The 13870-nt window shown below is 42.0% G+C and carries 16 protein-coding genes; 2 read left to right on the top strand and 14 right to left on the bottom strand.

Going from position 1 to position 13870, the window contains the following annotated elements; translation table 11 throughout:
- Positions 1-90: 90 nt before the first annotated feature.
- From ACRX5O_RS04905 to ACRX5O_RS04915, 3 genes are all read right to left on the bottom strand, one after another.
- Positions 91-843 (bottom strand): ABC transporter ATP-binding protein, encoded by a 753-nt coding sequence (locus ACRX5O_RS04905; RefSeq protein WP_433904902.1) that lies wholly within the window; start codon positions 841-843, stop codon positions 91-93.
- Positions 844-863: 20 nt separating this feature from the next.
- The gene (locus ACRX5O_RS04910; protein WP_433904903.1) at positions 864-1628 is read right to left on the bottom strand and encodes an ABC transporter permease subunit; all 765 of its coding nucleotides are present in this window, start codon (positions 1626-1628) and stop codon (positions 864-866) included.
- Positions 1629-1848: 220 nt separating this feature from the next.
- Positions 1849-2781, bottom strand: coding sequence for a prolyl oligopeptidase family serine peptidase (locus tag ACRX5O_RS04915; protein WP_433904904.1), 933 nt, complete (start codon positions 2779-2781; stop codon positions 1849-1851).
- Between the two features lie 182 nt (positions 2782-2963).
- On the opposite strand from ACRX5O_RS04915, the gene ACRX5O_RS04920 reads away from it, so the two are divergent.
- The gene (locus tag ACRX5O_RS04920) at positions 2964-3323 is read left to right on the top strand and encodes a Lin0512 family protein (RefSeq protein WP_066049581.1); all 360 of its coding nucleotides are present in this window, start codon (positions 2964-2966) and stop codon (positions 3321-3323) included.
- A 39-nt stretch (positions 3324-3362) separates the two neighbouring features.
- Here ACRX5O_RS04920 and ACRX5O_RS04925 read toward each other — a convergent pair whose 3' ends face one another.
- Positions 3363-3842: a DUF2798 domain-containing protein gene (locus ACRX5O_RS04925; RefSeq protein ID WP_433904905.1), complete on the bottom strand. Its 480-nt coding sequence runs from the start codon at positions 3840-3842 to the stop codon at positions 3363-3365.
- Positions 3843-3993: 151 nt separating this feature from the next.
- On the opposite strand from ACRX5O_RS04925, the gene ACRX5O_RS04930 reads away from it, so the two are divergent.
- On the top strand, positions 3994-4425 hold the full coding sequence (locus tag ACRX5O_RS04930; RefSeq protein ID WP_433904906.1) for a MarR family winged helix-turn-helix transcriptional regulator: 432 nt from the start codon (positions 3994-3996) through the stop codon (positions 4423-4425).
- 29 nt (positions 4426-4454) lie between these two features.
- On the opposite strand, the gene cobO is transcribed toward ACRX5O_RS04930, so the two are convergent.
- The 10 genes from cobO to ACRX5O_RS04980 are packed head-to-tail and all read right to left on the bottom strand — an operon-like array spanning position 4455 to position 13730.
- On the bottom strand, positions 4455-5072 hold the full coding sequence (gene cobO / locus ACRX5O_RS04935; RefSeq protein ID WP_433905198.1) for a cob(I)yrinic acid a,c-diamide adenosyltransferase: 618 nt from the start codon (positions 5070-5072) through the stop codon (positions 4455-4457).
- A 40-nt stretch (positions 5073-5112) separates the two neighbouring features.
- Complete coding sequence (locus tag ACRX5O_RS04940) at positions 5113-6492, bottom strand: cobyrinic acid a,c-diamide synthase CobB (protein ID WP_433904907.1); 1380 nt, start codon at positions 6490-6492, stop codon at positions 5113-5115.
- Positions 6493-6510: 18 nt separating this feature from the next.
- The gene (locus ACRX5O_RS04945; protein WP_433904908.1) at positions 6511-7632 is read right to left on the bottom strand and encodes a cobalt-precorrin 5A hydrolase; all 1122 of its coding nucleotides are present in this window, start codon (positions 7630-7632) and stop codon (positions 6511-6513) included.
- On the bottom strand, positions 7632-8405 hold the full coding sequence (gene cobM / locus ACRX5O_RS04950; RefSeq protein WP_433904909.1) for a precorrin-4 C(11)-methyltransferase: 774 nt from the start codon (positions 8403-8405) through the stop codon (positions 7632-7634). Before cobM ends, ACRX5O_RS04945 begins: the two co-directional genes overlap by 1 nt.
- A complete protein-coding gene (gene cobI, locus ACRX5O_RS04955; protein ID WP_433904910.1) occupies positions 8402-9103 on the bottom strand; it encodes a precorrin-2 C(20)-methyltransferase in 702 nt (233 codons plus the stop codon). Before cobI ends, cobM begins: the two co-directional genes overlap by 4 nt.
- Positions 9097-10311 carry a precorrin-6y C5,15-methyltransferase (decarboxylating) subunit CbiE gene (gene cbiE / locus ACRX5O_RS04960; RefSeq protein WP_433904911.1) on the bottom strand — a complete coding sequence of 405 codons (1215 nt, stop codon included), beginning with the start codon at positions 10309-10311 and terminating at the stop codon, positions 9097-9099. The genes cobI and cbiE overlap by 7 nt, the downstream gene beginning before the upstream one ends.
- Positions 10308-11408, bottom strand: a complete 1101-nt coding sequence (locus ACRX5O_RS04965) for a cobalt-precorrin-5B (C(1))-methyltransferase (protein WP_433904912.1) — start codon at positions 11406-11408, stop codon at positions 10308-10310. Before ACRX5O_RS04965 ends, cbiE begins: the two co-directional genes overlap by 4 nt.
- 3 nt (positions 11409-11411) lie before the next feature.
- Positions 11412-12059 carry a precorrin-8X methylmutase gene (locus tag ACRX5O_RS04970; protein WP_433904913.1) on the bottom strand — a complete coding sequence of 216 codons (648 nt, stop codon included), beginning with the start codon at positions 12057-12059 and terminating at the stop codon, positions 11412-11414.
- Positions 12049-12822 (bottom strand): precorrin-6A reductase, encoded by a 774-nt coding sequence (gene cobK / locus ACRX5O_RS04975; RefSeq protein WP_433904914.1) that lies wholly within the window; start codon positions 12820-12822, stop codon positions 12049-12051. Before cobK ends, ACRX5O_RS04970 begins: the two co-directional genes overlap by 11 nt.
- Positions 12819-13730 carry a sirohydrochlorin chelatase gene (locus ACRX5O_RS04980; RefSeq protein ID WP_433904915.1) on the bottom strand — a complete coding sequence of 304 codons (912 nt, stop codon included), beginning with the start codon at positions 13728-13730 and terminating at the stop codon, positions 12819-12821. The genes cobK and ACRX5O_RS04980 overlap by 4 nt, the downstream gene beginning before the upstream one ends.
- Between the last annotated feature and the right edge of the window lie 140 nt (positions 13731-13870).

The following is a 13870-nucleotide window of genomic DNA, read 5'->3' on the forward strand; positions in this document are numbered from 1 at the left end:
TTCTTTCCTCCTTCATCTTATGTTTTGTCCTACAGAAGGTAGGATGTCCAGAAATTATTACCAATTTATGAACAAATGATGAAAGAATCATTAAACAATTTTGTACCCACTTTTCTTGACGCAGCTTTCTTCCATTATCACATCAAGAATTTCCACGGTGTAGTGATGAAAGGTTGGGTTGGATCGACTTCTTGGCCTAGGTAAATCAATATTTTTGTTCATCACTACTTCCCCTTCTCCAATCACAATTACTCGGTCCGATAGAAGGACGGCTTCTTCCACATCATGCGTGACCAAAACCGCAGTGAGTCGATTCTCTTTCCATACGGATTCAATCAGGTTCTGCATTTCCATTCGAGCTAATGCGTCAAGAGCTCCCAGTGGCTCATCTAACAGTAACAGCTTTGGTTCATGGACAAGGGCCCGAGCTAGTGCTACCCGCTGCTTTTGTCCCCCTGATAGCGAAGATGGATAATGTTCAGCACGATCTTTCAAACCAACACTATTCAATACATACGTAGCTTTCGGTTTCCAATCACCCGTTAAACCTAAACCGACATTTTGGAGGAGTGTTTTCCACGGCAGCAATCTTCCATCTTGGAACATCATTCTTGCCTCATCGTTAATGGTTGTTAATCTTTCACCATTCACCTTCACTACACCCTCATTAATATTTTCTAGACCAGCTATAATACGAAGCAACGTACTTTTTCCACAGCCACTTTTCCCCACGATCGAAACAAACTCTCCTTGAAAAATAGACAGGTCAATTCCTTTTAATACTGGGGTGTTGCTATACGATTTTCGAACACGCTCAACATGTAATACTGGGTTAAAGTCCATACTATACCGCTCTCCTTCTGTTACGATAACTGCTTCCACATCAGCCATTTCTTTTCAAAGAGCTTTGCAATCCAATCGGAGAGTTTTCCGAGTAAGGAGTAGATGAGAATGCTTAATACAATCACATCCATTTGCATAAATTCTCTCGCGTTCATGGCCATATAACCGATCCCAGAATTGGCGGCGATGGTCTCGGCCACAATAAGTGTCGTCCACATGACCCCTAAAGCGTAGCGAATTCCTACCAAAATGGAAGATAACGCCCCTGGTAAAATGATTTGAGAGAAAAGCGAATATCCTTTCAGACCATAGGCTCTTCCCATTTCAATAAGTCCTTTATCAACCCCTTTGATTCCGTGATACGTATTGATATAGATGGGAAGAAAAACCCCTAATGCAACGAGAAACACCTTAGACACTTCATCAATTCCGAACCAAAGGATAACGAGTGGAAGTAACGCTAAATGCGGAATATTTCTAAGCATTTGAATGGAAGTATCCAATAATAAATCCAAAGGTTTAAATAATCCATTAAATAAACCAAAAAGAAATCCTAATAATCCTCCGATCAGAAAACCGGTTAAGGCACGACCTAGACTTATAGAGATGTGTTTGATTAATTCACCTGAAGCGGTAAGCTCTGCTCCAGATTGGATCACCGCGATCGGTGACGGTAGAATGGTAGCCGGAATCATCCCGTTCATACTAAGAATCTGCCATAACCCAAGGATAATCATAGGAATCATCCAAGGAATCAGCTTTTCCCTCCATATACCATTGAACATTCCCTTTCCCTCCATTCTTACTGTTTGACTGCCTCGTTGACATTTCATTTAGTTATTAAAAATGAGTAGTAACTAACTTCTTATACAGTACTTTTTAACAGTTTTAAGCTTGTTCATTTCTAGTAAGTTTGTATTCTCTCATTTAAAAGGATAAATATGACGATTTTGTTACCATTTATGTAACAAAGTAGGTAAAATGCAAAAAGGTGAACCTGGTGGCTCACCTTTTTAAATGGTTATCAAAAAATTGTTGTACGGTTTTTAGTATTTCAGGTTGGGAAAATCCTCCGTGACCTGCTCCTTTGATTTTAATCATGGTTGCTTCTACGTTGGCTGTTTTTAGTGCTTCAAATAATAGGACACTTTGATTGTAAGGAACCCTAAGATCTTTGTCTCCATGCATAATTAAAAACGGTGGATCATCTTTGGTTATGTACGTGATGGGGTTGGCACGTTTCACTTTTTCCTTGTTTTCTTGAAGAGGTCCGCCAATTAGCACCGATTCTGGTGAATTTGGTGAGTCAAAATCAACATTAGCGGGATATTTACTCATCTGTAACATATCTGTCGGTCCATACCAATCGACTACGGCTTGCACGGAGCTTGACTCGTTCAAGTATTCACCATTGCCTTCTAGTTCACGTACTTCTCCTGTGGTTCCTAGTAGAGCCGCTAGGTGGCCGCCTGAGGAGTTTCCCCATACACCGATTCGATTTGGGTTGATATTGTATTGATCTGCGTGCGCACGTAAGTACCGGATGGCGTTTTTTACATCATATAGCTGGGTCGGGAATTTTCCTTCATGACTTGTACGATGCTCGATACTTGCCACCACATAGCCGTGTTGGGCGAATATCACTAATTGTGGGATGAACTCAAAAGTCTTTTGAGGATGATGGAATCCCCACCCCCCTCCCTTTATAAACACAATTAATGGACGAGGTTTTGATTTTTGTTTTGGTAGCAGGATGTGCATATGTAACGGCTTGATCTCAGTCTTTGCGTACACAATATTTGCATGAAGATGTACACCGTTATATGCTGATTTTTTTGTGTGGATGGTTTGTATTTCATCGTTATTTTCAGCATAAGAGCTGCATGTAACTAAATTCGTTATGGCGACTATGATTAATAAAAGAACGCTTTTCTTCATTTGATCAACTCGTTTTGTTATTTTGGGTTGAAGATGGTGGTGCTAAGGCAAGAAATTGGGTTACTTTATTAAATTAACCAAATTATTCTATTTTATGATGGATAGACCCTCCCTTTTAGTTGGTAAAATGGATGATTTGCGTTATCCTTAGAGGGAGAAAAATGATAAAGGCAGGGAAGCTTATGGATCAGATTATGTTTATTGAAACAGGAATGGGGATTGATGTTCACGGGCAAAACGTGACGAAAGCAGCGATTCGCGCGGTGCAAAATGCGATTCATTTTAACTCAATGCCAGGTATACGCACAGTTCTTCCGGAGAACAAGCTGGAGAATATGAAGGTGAATGTGAAATTGGCAGTTCCTGGAGATAAAGAGTTACTAGATATTGAAGCGGTCAAGGCAGTTCTTCCGTACGGAGAGGTGACCGTTCAAGTTCAGGACGGCGGAATGCTTACAACAAGCGGAATCGTTCTTCCTGATAAAGAAGACAAAAACGATTTGATGTACATAGTTGTAGCAGCTGTTGAGGTTGGATATTAATAGATAAAGGGCGGAGATTGCATTCCGCCCTTTTTTCGTTTACCTCTGTGCAGGTGTAAGTATTTGTTCTGTAGAATATATCTTTGTAAAAATCAAACGAACAATAGGACCGACAATTAAAAGCTGTAGTGGCAAAGCAGCAATAAAGTTGAAGCCAACCCCTTTAACATAGGCGCTTGGAAGTTCGGGGCTAATCCCAACATTCATGATTGCACCATAAAGAGACATCAGTAAAACCATTCCTGAAACCATAAAAAATGACATAAATAGGATCTTTTTAATTAAGGGATCTCCTTGTTTCACGATTTTGATTACGACGGATTTTGATAGTTTTCCTACTACAAAAATATCTAATAATAATCCAACAATAAACGCTGGAATAAATCCAATAATCACATCAAACCAAACAGATGATGTAAATCCTTTCAATAATAATACGTTGTAGATGCTCATCCCTAATACCATACAAGCGCAAGTAAGTGTAGTGAACACCAGTTGTTCCTTTTTGTTTTTTCCCACTCTTTTCCTCTCCTTTTTAAATCGTAAACTTAGTTGACGGTTTATTTTAACTTGATGTTCGTATAATTGTCAACCGTATTGACGGTTTTGGTTGCGCGTTATTTTTGAAAAAATGTTACAATGAAAGGAATCACATACATAGGAGAAAAAAATGAGTGAATCGAACTTTTTTGGATTAATTGATTTAGTCAGTGATAAACACGCCGAGCTTAGAGGTGAGGTCCGTCAGCGATGGGTCCAAAATGGAAATGAAGATGTCACCCCACAAGAGTACTACTTAATGACAAGGCTAGAACTACACCAGGAACTAACCATTGCCGAAACGGCGAGAAAAATGAATATTTCTAGACAAGCCGCTCATAAATGTGCAAAGGGCTTAATTGAAAAAGGATTGATTGTAGCAGAAACATCTGAGGAGAACTTACGTGAAAAATTATTGCAGTTAACGAGTAAAGGGCTAGAAAGCTGCAAAGAGATGACATGGATTAAAGAACAAATTGAAAAAGAAATCGCCGACATTTTGGGGCAAGAAAAAGTGAAACTTTTAATAGACGTATTAAAAGCTAACTGGTATAGAAGCTGAATTTCGCTTCCTACTAGTTAGCTTTCTTTTTAAAATTCGATTCCTTTCACCGCAGGAATGCCTTCCTTATAATAGTGTTTGACCTCTTTCATCTCGGTAACAAGATCGGCTAGCTCTAAAATTTCCTGTCGAGCCGAGCGTCCTGTAATCACGAGGTGCATAGCTTCGGGACGATGTTTGATCAGTTCGATTACTTCCTCAATGGGAAGCACATCCTCAATCGGAAACTTATCGATAACGAGCGCGTTATTAAGCTCGTCTAGAATCACAACATCGTATAGCCCGCTGTATACCTTGTCCTTTGTGATTGCCCAGGCTTTTTTCAACGCCTCCCTGTGCTCTTCCGGCGTTTTCGTCCATGTAAAGCCAATTCCGAGTTGCTGCATCTCAATCCCTATTTGGTCAAACAGGATTTTTTCCCCATAGGTTCGGGCGGGAGACTTAATAAATTGAAGAACTAAGACACGTTTTCCCCGGCCTTTTGCTCGAATAGCTAGACCGAGAGCAGCTGTGGTCTTGCCCTTTCCATTTCCGGTATAGACGAGAGTTAATCCACGTTGAGACAATTTTTGTAACCTCCTTTTTTGATAAGTTTGAATATAGTTCCCTGATTCTACTAATATCTGGATTTCAAGGGCATTCAGTATTCAGCTTCTGCGTTCTCTTAATATCTGGGTTCAAATGCTGCTAAACCCTAGATTTACTTCCTTTGTACTCTCTACAAAGCGATATCCAGTTACCCACTAATTCTGGGCAGGATCCGAAATGTAAATGTGTATAACCGGCAACGAGATTTCTTGTTAAGAAACCTTCCTTTTTTGTTCCGCGCATGCCTTTGGTTTGATAAGCTGGAGGTAACTCAGTCGACGGATGAAAGGTAGAGTAGTGAAACTCGTGACCCTTGGCGCTTAGACTGCCTTGAAACAGCCTATTTCCTTCTTCTCCATTGATTTCCCTATATCCAAGTGCAGCTAACTTATTGTGCATTTGAACGACTCCAGGAATCAAGCCAACCATCGGATAGCTGTTCCCCTCTGTGGTTTCAATCGCATCTGTTAAATACATAAAGCCCCCACATTCGGCCAATGTTGGCAAGCCGTTTTCAATCGCTTGTTTAATAGATTTCTTCACCACGTCCAATTCAGCTAACTCTTGTGCGAACTCCTCAGGGAACCCTCCTCCGAGGTAAAGACCGTCCACATGTTGTGGGAGTGACTCTCCTTTTATCGGGGAAAACTCCACTAGCTCTGCCCCATAAGACTCGAGCAGTTCCAAGTTTTCCTGATAATAAAAATTAAAAGCAGCATCTCTTGCAATAGCTATACGCACGGTTTTCGCTTTGCTTTTGCCAAGCTGTTGCTCTTGTACTACAAGGTCAGGAGCGTGTGCTAACTCGTAGAGTTTATCAACATCAATGGTTTCAAGCACCAGATCACCTAGTTTTTCAAAAAATGGCTCTAGCTCTCCACGCTCAATCGACGGAACCAATCCGAGATGTCTTTCAGGAATGGATAACTCATCATCTCTTTTCAAATAGCCGACAACAGGAATCTGGCATTCTTGCTCAACTGCAGCTTTTACTAGTTGATAATGCCCTTCGCTACCTACTCGGTTGGCTATAACCGCCACAATATTCACATCGTCGCTAAAGGCTTGAAATCCTTTTACGATTGCTGCAGCACTACGAGCCATGCTCGCACAGTTGACAACAAGAACGACAGGGCTTTTCGTGATTACACTAATTTCTGCCGTCGTGCCATCATTTGAAGTCGGATTTTTCCCGTCGTAAAACCCCATTACTCCTTCAATAATAGAGATGTCAGATCCTTCGCTTCCACGGACAGCGATTTCTTTTACTAGCTCATGAGTGAGCATCCAGCTATCAAGATTTCTAGATGGCCTACCAGTAACAGTTGTATGATAGGTCGGGTCGATGTAATCAGGCCCGCATTTAAACCCTTGTACGACCAGACCTTTTTTCTTAAAAGCTGACATAAGGCCGATCGTTAACGTCGTTTTTCCAACACCGCTCCCTGTTCCAGCAATGACCATTCTTCTTTTTGACATGATATGTCCTCCTTTCTTTTAGTAGTGAATCAGAGCAACGGAAATGGTGACATTGCCTACTTTTTTCTTCTCAAGTACGGGGTGACTAGACCCCGAATATAGCAAGCAAGCTGGCTCACTCACACCGTACGCTCCCGTAAACTTATAGACTGTTTCTGACGTATTAGCGATAGGTACGTTGTTCAATTGGTCAGCTGAATACGTCACAAATTCCCATCCGTAATGATTAGCAAGCTCGATTAATCCTTGCTCATCTTTTTTCAAATCTATCGAGCAAATGGCCTTCACACTTTTCATTGAAAAACGAAGCTCCGCTAATGTTTCTTGAATGACCTTCTCGATTTCTTCCTTTGTTGTTCCTCGATTACATCCAATTCCTAGAGCAATGACCTTAGGACGATACAACACCCCATTTTCCAAGATGGATTGTTCTTCATTTTCTAGAATTCGGTGTGTGATGACAAGTGCTGCCTGAGGCTTCCTTGCTAATGCTTCCGTAATATTGGAATAGGGCTTAATATTTTCGGGAAGTGGGTGGTCATACGTCCACCAGCCCTTTTCCCCTGATTCCTGCACAACCGCAACCATCTCTTCATTTACCACTGATGCACTCACTGGTGTTAGCTTTTCTGCCGATTCCCACACCCAGCCAAATCGTTTTCCGAACAAATCAACGGGTATGGTTTTTTGTACATCCGAAGCAGTCGTAATCACTGGACGAGCATTTAAAATCGCAGCTACTTCTTTTGTTAACTCATTCGCTCCGCCGATATGTCCAGATAATACACTGATCACATGCTCCGCCTTATCATCAATGACAACCACAGCAGGATCCACCTTTTTGTCTACCAAAAGTGGCGCAATCATTCGAACAACCGCCCCTAAGGAAACGATGATAATTAGTCCTTTATAAGCTTTGAAAAGAGAAGGAAACAAAAGTCGAACACTGCCCGTAAACATCTGTACTCCTCGTTCTTGTTCATCTCCCTTTTCAAACTTACTCATATAATACAAATCAGCATACTGAAGAGATGGTGCTAGTTTTCTCGCAATCTGTACTCCGTGTTTTGTAATCGCAACAATCGCGTAGTCTCCCGTCTGATTAACAGAAGCCATTTTTCCTTCTTCTAAAGCGATCATCAAGGCTTCACCCCACGTCGAAAGCCATGTGTAAAGGTTTGATCATATAGCTTTGAACGGTAGTTTTTATCGTGGATTTTTTCGTCTAATGCCCATCCTGCTAGAATCATCGCCTGCTTTCGAATTCCATTTTTTCGCATATCATCATCTAAATGCTCAACAGTCGTTCGGACAATTTGTTCATCAGGCCATGAGGCTTTGTAAACGACAATCACCGGCGTATCCTTGCTCCAGCCTGCATCGATAAATTCCTTCATTACTTTTTTGGTTAACGTGGCGCTTAAAAAAAGAGCAATCGTGCTATGATGACTCGCCAGATCGCGAAGCTTTTCAAACTCAGGAACCGGCGTTCTTCCTTCCGCTCTTGTTAAAATGACGGTTTGCGTTAAATCGGGAATTGTTAACTCGGCTTGAGCAGCAGCAGCGGCAGCAAACACCGAGCTGACTCCAGGAACAATCTCTACTTCAATTCCTGCATTTTTTAAAAGAGTCATTTGCTCCATGATTGCCCCGTATACTGCAGGATCTCCCGTGTGAACGCGAACAACCTTAAGGCCTGCACGAATTTGCTCCACCATGATCTCAACCATTTCATCGAGATGCATGCCTGCTGTTTTCATTACTTCAGCTGTTGGTTTTGATTTTTTAATTAACTCTTCGTTCACCAGAGAATCTGCATATAGAACCACATCAGCTTCTTGTAAAAGCTTTAACCCCTTTACCGTAATTAAGTCAGGGTCTCCTGGTCCGGCACCTATGATGTATAGCTTCATTTTCTCACCACCATTAATGTTAAGTATTCAAGCTCAGCACCATCGAGCTCGGCTGCATTCCAAATGATTTCCTCATCAGACGTAACCTTCGTGACAACCGATGCTTTATGTAATAAATCCAAATCGCGAAGAACGTGGAGCATCACATCGATGACCTTTGCGACTTTTATAAAAATGACACAATGATTTTCTTGGATCACTTTTTTCATGGTTTCATAGTTATCCCTTGCTGGAACAATGGCAATATGATCGTCTCCGTCTGCTAAGGCAATTCCTAATCGGGATGCAGCTCCATTAAACGAAGAGATTCCTGGCACCACTTCAATCGGTACTTCGGGGTGTTTCTCTTGCATTAATCGCATCATATGGATGAAGGTGCTGTAAAGGAGTGGATCCCCTTCTGTGACGAATGCCACGTCCTTCCCTTGTTGCACCTTTTCCCATACTAGTTCAACCGTTTCCGTCCATTTTTTCTCTAAAATATCTGGATCTTTTGTCATCGGAAACACAAGACCGAGCATTTCTTTTTCTTCTGGTTGAAAATACACATCTATGATTTTATGGGCATAGCTTTTGCTACCTCTTTGTTTTTTCGGGTAAGCAATGACGGGGGACTCTTTTAAACGTCGAAAGGCTTTTACTGTAATTAGCTCTGGGTCACCGGGTCCGACGCCCAATCCGTATAATGTTCCTAGCATGTTTCTTCTCCGTCCTCTCTTTTTGCCGTAATAATATAAATGGGATTTAACGCATCGAAGCGAGTCAGATTTAATATAGGCTTGCTTCTTGAAATTTGTGCTAGCGTTACCTCTGTTGTGAAGTGATTCTTTTTAAAAGCAGCCATGGCTTCGGCTAAGTTTTCAATCGTAACCGCGTTTAGAACAATACGACCTTTTTGATTCAATCTCTCACAGCAAATCCTCAGGATCTCCTCCATTCCACCAGCTGTTCCGCCAATAAATACGGCATCTGGAGAGGGGAACCCATCTAATTTATCGGGAGCTTTCCCATGAACAACGGTAGCATCCACTCGGAATTTCGCTAGATTTTGTCTGCAATTTTCCAAATCCGCTTCGTTTTTTTCAATGGCGAAAATTTGACCTTCCCGAGCAATTTTTCCGGCTTCAATTGCAACTGAACCGGTACAGGTCCCAATGTCCCAAACGACGCTGTCTCTTTGGAGTTGAAGGGCGCTAACGCTTAACACGCGAACTTCTTTTTTCGTAATGAGTCCTTTATCCGGTTTTCTTTGGATAAATTCATGATCATCGATCCCAATAGGCCAAGACGGACTTTGATTAACTTTTTTCAAAATCACGACATTTAAAGGGGAAAATTCGGTGGTTCCCATATCTTGGAGCTGATACCAGCCGACTCTTTCGTTCTTTCCTCCTAAATTTTCTCCAACAAACGCTTCGTACTCGGTCATACCAAAGGACAGAAGATAGTCGGCAATTTTATTTGGAGAGTTTTCCACATCCGTTAGAATGGCTACTTTTGACTTACCGTCAATACGCTGTGCTATCCCTTTCATACTTCTTCCGTGAACACTTTCTACATGGGCATCCTGCCAGCGTTCACCCATTTTTGCAAAGGCAATCTGAATCGAGCTCAAATAAGGAAAAATTTCTAAATTTAACTTGCTAGAAAGATAGCTTCCAATTCCAAAAAATAGCGGATCTCCGGACGCTAAAATGACGATTCTCTTTGTCTCGGTTTGCAATCTTTCTACTAAGCTGGTTAGTCCACCCTCAATGGGAAGGGTTTCGCCTGTATAGTCAGGAAAATAAGCTAACTGACGGTGTCCCCCTACTAATAACTCGCTTTCATAAATCCATTTTTCATAATGCGGAAGAAGACTTTTCTTACCGTCATCACCAATTCCTATCATTTTAATAGGTTTCATCCTTGTCGCACCGCCTTTCCTAATAATTCTCCTTTTAATGTGTAAATGGTTGTATCCACTTCCAAACCACCATTCACTTCTTTTAAGGCTTCGCTACAGCATGATCCACATAGCAAGTTGAAGAATTGATGATATCCTGACTCGGACATCATATCCCCGACCTGCGACGCTGTATTTGCTCCCTTAATGTCATTCACCAGTTCTTCATGTGCCCCAGCTTGATCCGCCATTTCTGCTAAAAACCCAAAATCAATCGGAGCGCTTTTGGAGTGAACCATCATGACTCCTTGAGCAACCTTTGAAAACTTGCCCATCATTCCCACCATAGAAACCTTTTTCACACCTTGCTTTTTGCATTGATTTAACGAAAATCCGACAAAGTCTCCCATTTCAACGAAGGCTTCTTCCGGTAAATCAGGGTACTGCTTCATCGCATATTTTTCACTCCGACCACCGGTAGTGATAACGATTTGTTCGCATCCACTCGCGCGCGCCACGCTAATTGCTTGAACAATACTCGCTTTATAGGCAGACGTAGAAAAGGGAACGACAATTCCTCTCGTTCCTAAGATTGAAATCCCTCCAAGAATTCCTAAACGGGCATTCAAGGTCTTTTTTGCAATTTCTTCACCCGCTGGAACGCTTATGACAATCTTGATTCCTTTTTCTACTTTGTAAGCTTGTAATACTTCTTCTGCTACACCGAGGATCATTTTTCTAGGGACAGGATTGATGGCTGCCTCCCCAACTGGGACAGGAAGACCGGGTTTCGTCACCCTCCCGACACCTATCCCGCCATCAAGAGTAATTCCGGGTTCTTTCGACCAAGTAACGGTAGAGATGATTTCCGCTTCATGGGTGGCATCCGGGTCATCTCCTCCATCTTTAATGACGGTAGCTTCAGCTATGGTGGTGGAAACTTGACAACTCTCAATGGAGAAGGTCACAAACCGGCCAACAGGGAGAAAAATGGTTGACTCTATTTGATCCTCCCCGGTAATTAATGCGGTGAGTGCAGCCTTCGTAGCGGCAGTTGCACAAGCTCCAGTTGTGTAGCCTTCCCTTAGCTTTTTCTCCTCTTTCACTTGCTCGGCCATCATTTATACCTGATCAGCAAGAATGGAAATGGCATTCAAAGCAGCAACCGTAACCGTACTACCGCCCTTTCTGCCGATGTTCGTAATAAACGGAACATCTAGCTTCGCGAGCTCTTCCTTTGATTCGGCCGCAGAAACAAATCCAACCGGTAATCCAATAATGAGACCGGGCTTTGCGTCCTCTTCTTTAATCAGACGAATCAGCTCTAGTAAGGCAGTTGGAGCATTACCTATGGCAAAAATACCACCTTCTGCTTCTCTAATCGCTTTTCTTGTTGCAATAATTGCTCTTGTTGTGTTTAATCGTTTGGCTTCTTTCATAACGTCCGGATCGGAAATGTATACATTTACTTCTCCGCCAAATTTTTCAATTCTGGTTTTATTCACTCCTGATTGCACCATTTGAACGTCAGCAACGACTTTTTTTCCACTGCGAATGGCTTGGATGCCTGCTTCCATGGCTTTTGGATGAAATAAGAGACTTTTTCCGAGTTCAAAATCGGCTGAAGCGTGAATCACTCGTTGAACCACCCGGTATTGCACAGGAGAGTAATGATGCTCTCCGACTTCATCATCGATCATTTGAAAACTAATTCCTTCAATTTCCTCTGGTTGAACGGTTAATGGTTTAAACTCTGTTTTAAAATCCATTTGATTCCACTCCTTTTAGTGCTTTTAATATGGGTGAGAACTCCGAATAGCTCATACCGTACTCCATGTTTGGTCTAGCTATCATAATGATCTCGATACCTAATTCCTTTGCAGCATCCACTTTTTCATCGACCGAGCCCACCTTGCCACTTTCTTTTGTGATCATAACGTTGACTTTATATTGCTTATAAAGTGCTTCGTCAAATTCCTTTGTGAACGGTCCTTGTATGGCGATGATGTTTTTTTGTGGAAACCCAAGCTGCTCGCATTTTTCCATATTGTCTAAGCGGGGCAGCATTCGAGCCACTAGGCGTATATCTGACTTGCCCTGTAATTCCTCTGTGAAAACTTGTAACGTTTTACTCCCTGTGGTTAGCATGATGACGCCTTTTTTGGTTGCGGCTAGTTGGGCTGCTTCTTTGTAGGTGGGGACCACTGTTAATTTATCGTAATCGAATGTTTGTGACGCTCGTTCGTAACGAATATACGCGAGCCCTAGCTGTTTTGCTGCTTGAATGGCATTTTTCGACGCTTCCTCAGCAAATGGATGGCTCGCGTCGATAACTGTGGTAGCTCCTTTTGACTCTATAAGATGGATCATTTCATCAGCTGTTAATCGACCGATATGGACAGGGATGTTTGACTTGTTCATTTCGTTTGCGGCGTTATCTGTTACCACTGTTGTAAGCAGCTCATGTCCTTCATTTCTTATTTCGATCGCTAATGCCCTTGCGTCGCTTGTTCCGGCTAACATGAAAATCACTTGGCACTCCCTGCCTTTGCCTCATTGTGATTATGGTGATGGTGCACATGGTCATGGTCATGATGATGATCGTGATCATGGTCGTGATCGTGATGGTGACCGATAAACTCCATCGCATTTACGCGATATTGGCATGTATCACAGTTCATTTTCACTTCTCCTTGAAGCGCTTCTTCTGCTCGATTTAATAGAATGGTTTGTAACTTAGGGTGAAAACCAAAATATCCAGCAAGTTGGAATTCAATACCAGGGAAGCTTTGTTGAAACTCTAAAACCAGTTCTTCTAGGCGCTTAATTAAAATTCCCGTAAAAAGAAAATAAGGTAAAATGATTACTTTCTTTGCTCCAAGCTTGATACATCGTTCAATTCCTGCGTTTACTAGAGGGTCGGTGACACCCATAAAGGCTGGCTCAACGATCGTGTATTTTGTTTTTTCCCATAGAAGTCTGCCAATCTTGTATAAATCACTATTGGCATCCGGATCGCTACCGCCGCGACCTAGGAGGAGGATTGCTGTATCGTCAGCTGGGGATTCCAAATCTTCTCCGGCTTCTATTAGTCTTGTTTGTAAGATATCTAGAGCTTCTTCATGAATCCCGATCGGTCGTCCATATGTGAACGAAATATGAGGATATTTTTCCTTTGCTTCATCAATCGCACCTGGGATGTGTATTTTGGAATGACCCGCTTGGAGAAGCATAATCGGGATTACCGCAATTTCTGAAGCACCTTTTTCCACACACAAGTCAATGCCTTGTCCAACGGTTGGTCTCTCGAACTCTAGAAAACATGTTTCAACGAGGATGGACTCATCAACACTTGGTCTTAAGTTCTGAATAAATTCCCTGATTTGATCATTGCCTTCGTGGTCTCTGCTTCCATGTCCAACGAAAAGAATAGCTTTCATGTTTTTCCTCCTTAAATGTTTTTGTGGATGCTCTTTTAATTTAATAGATTCATAAGCTGGATGAAGGACGTTAGCTCGATATATTTGCTTCGTAACGTCTTTCATAAGCCGAATGAAGGTCGTTTCCACAGGTAATTCTC

The sequence above is a fragment of the Robertmurraya mesotrionivorans genome (assembly GCF_050971805.1).
Lineage (GTDB): Bacteria > Bacillota > Bacilli > Bacillales > Cytobacillaceae > Robertmurraya_A.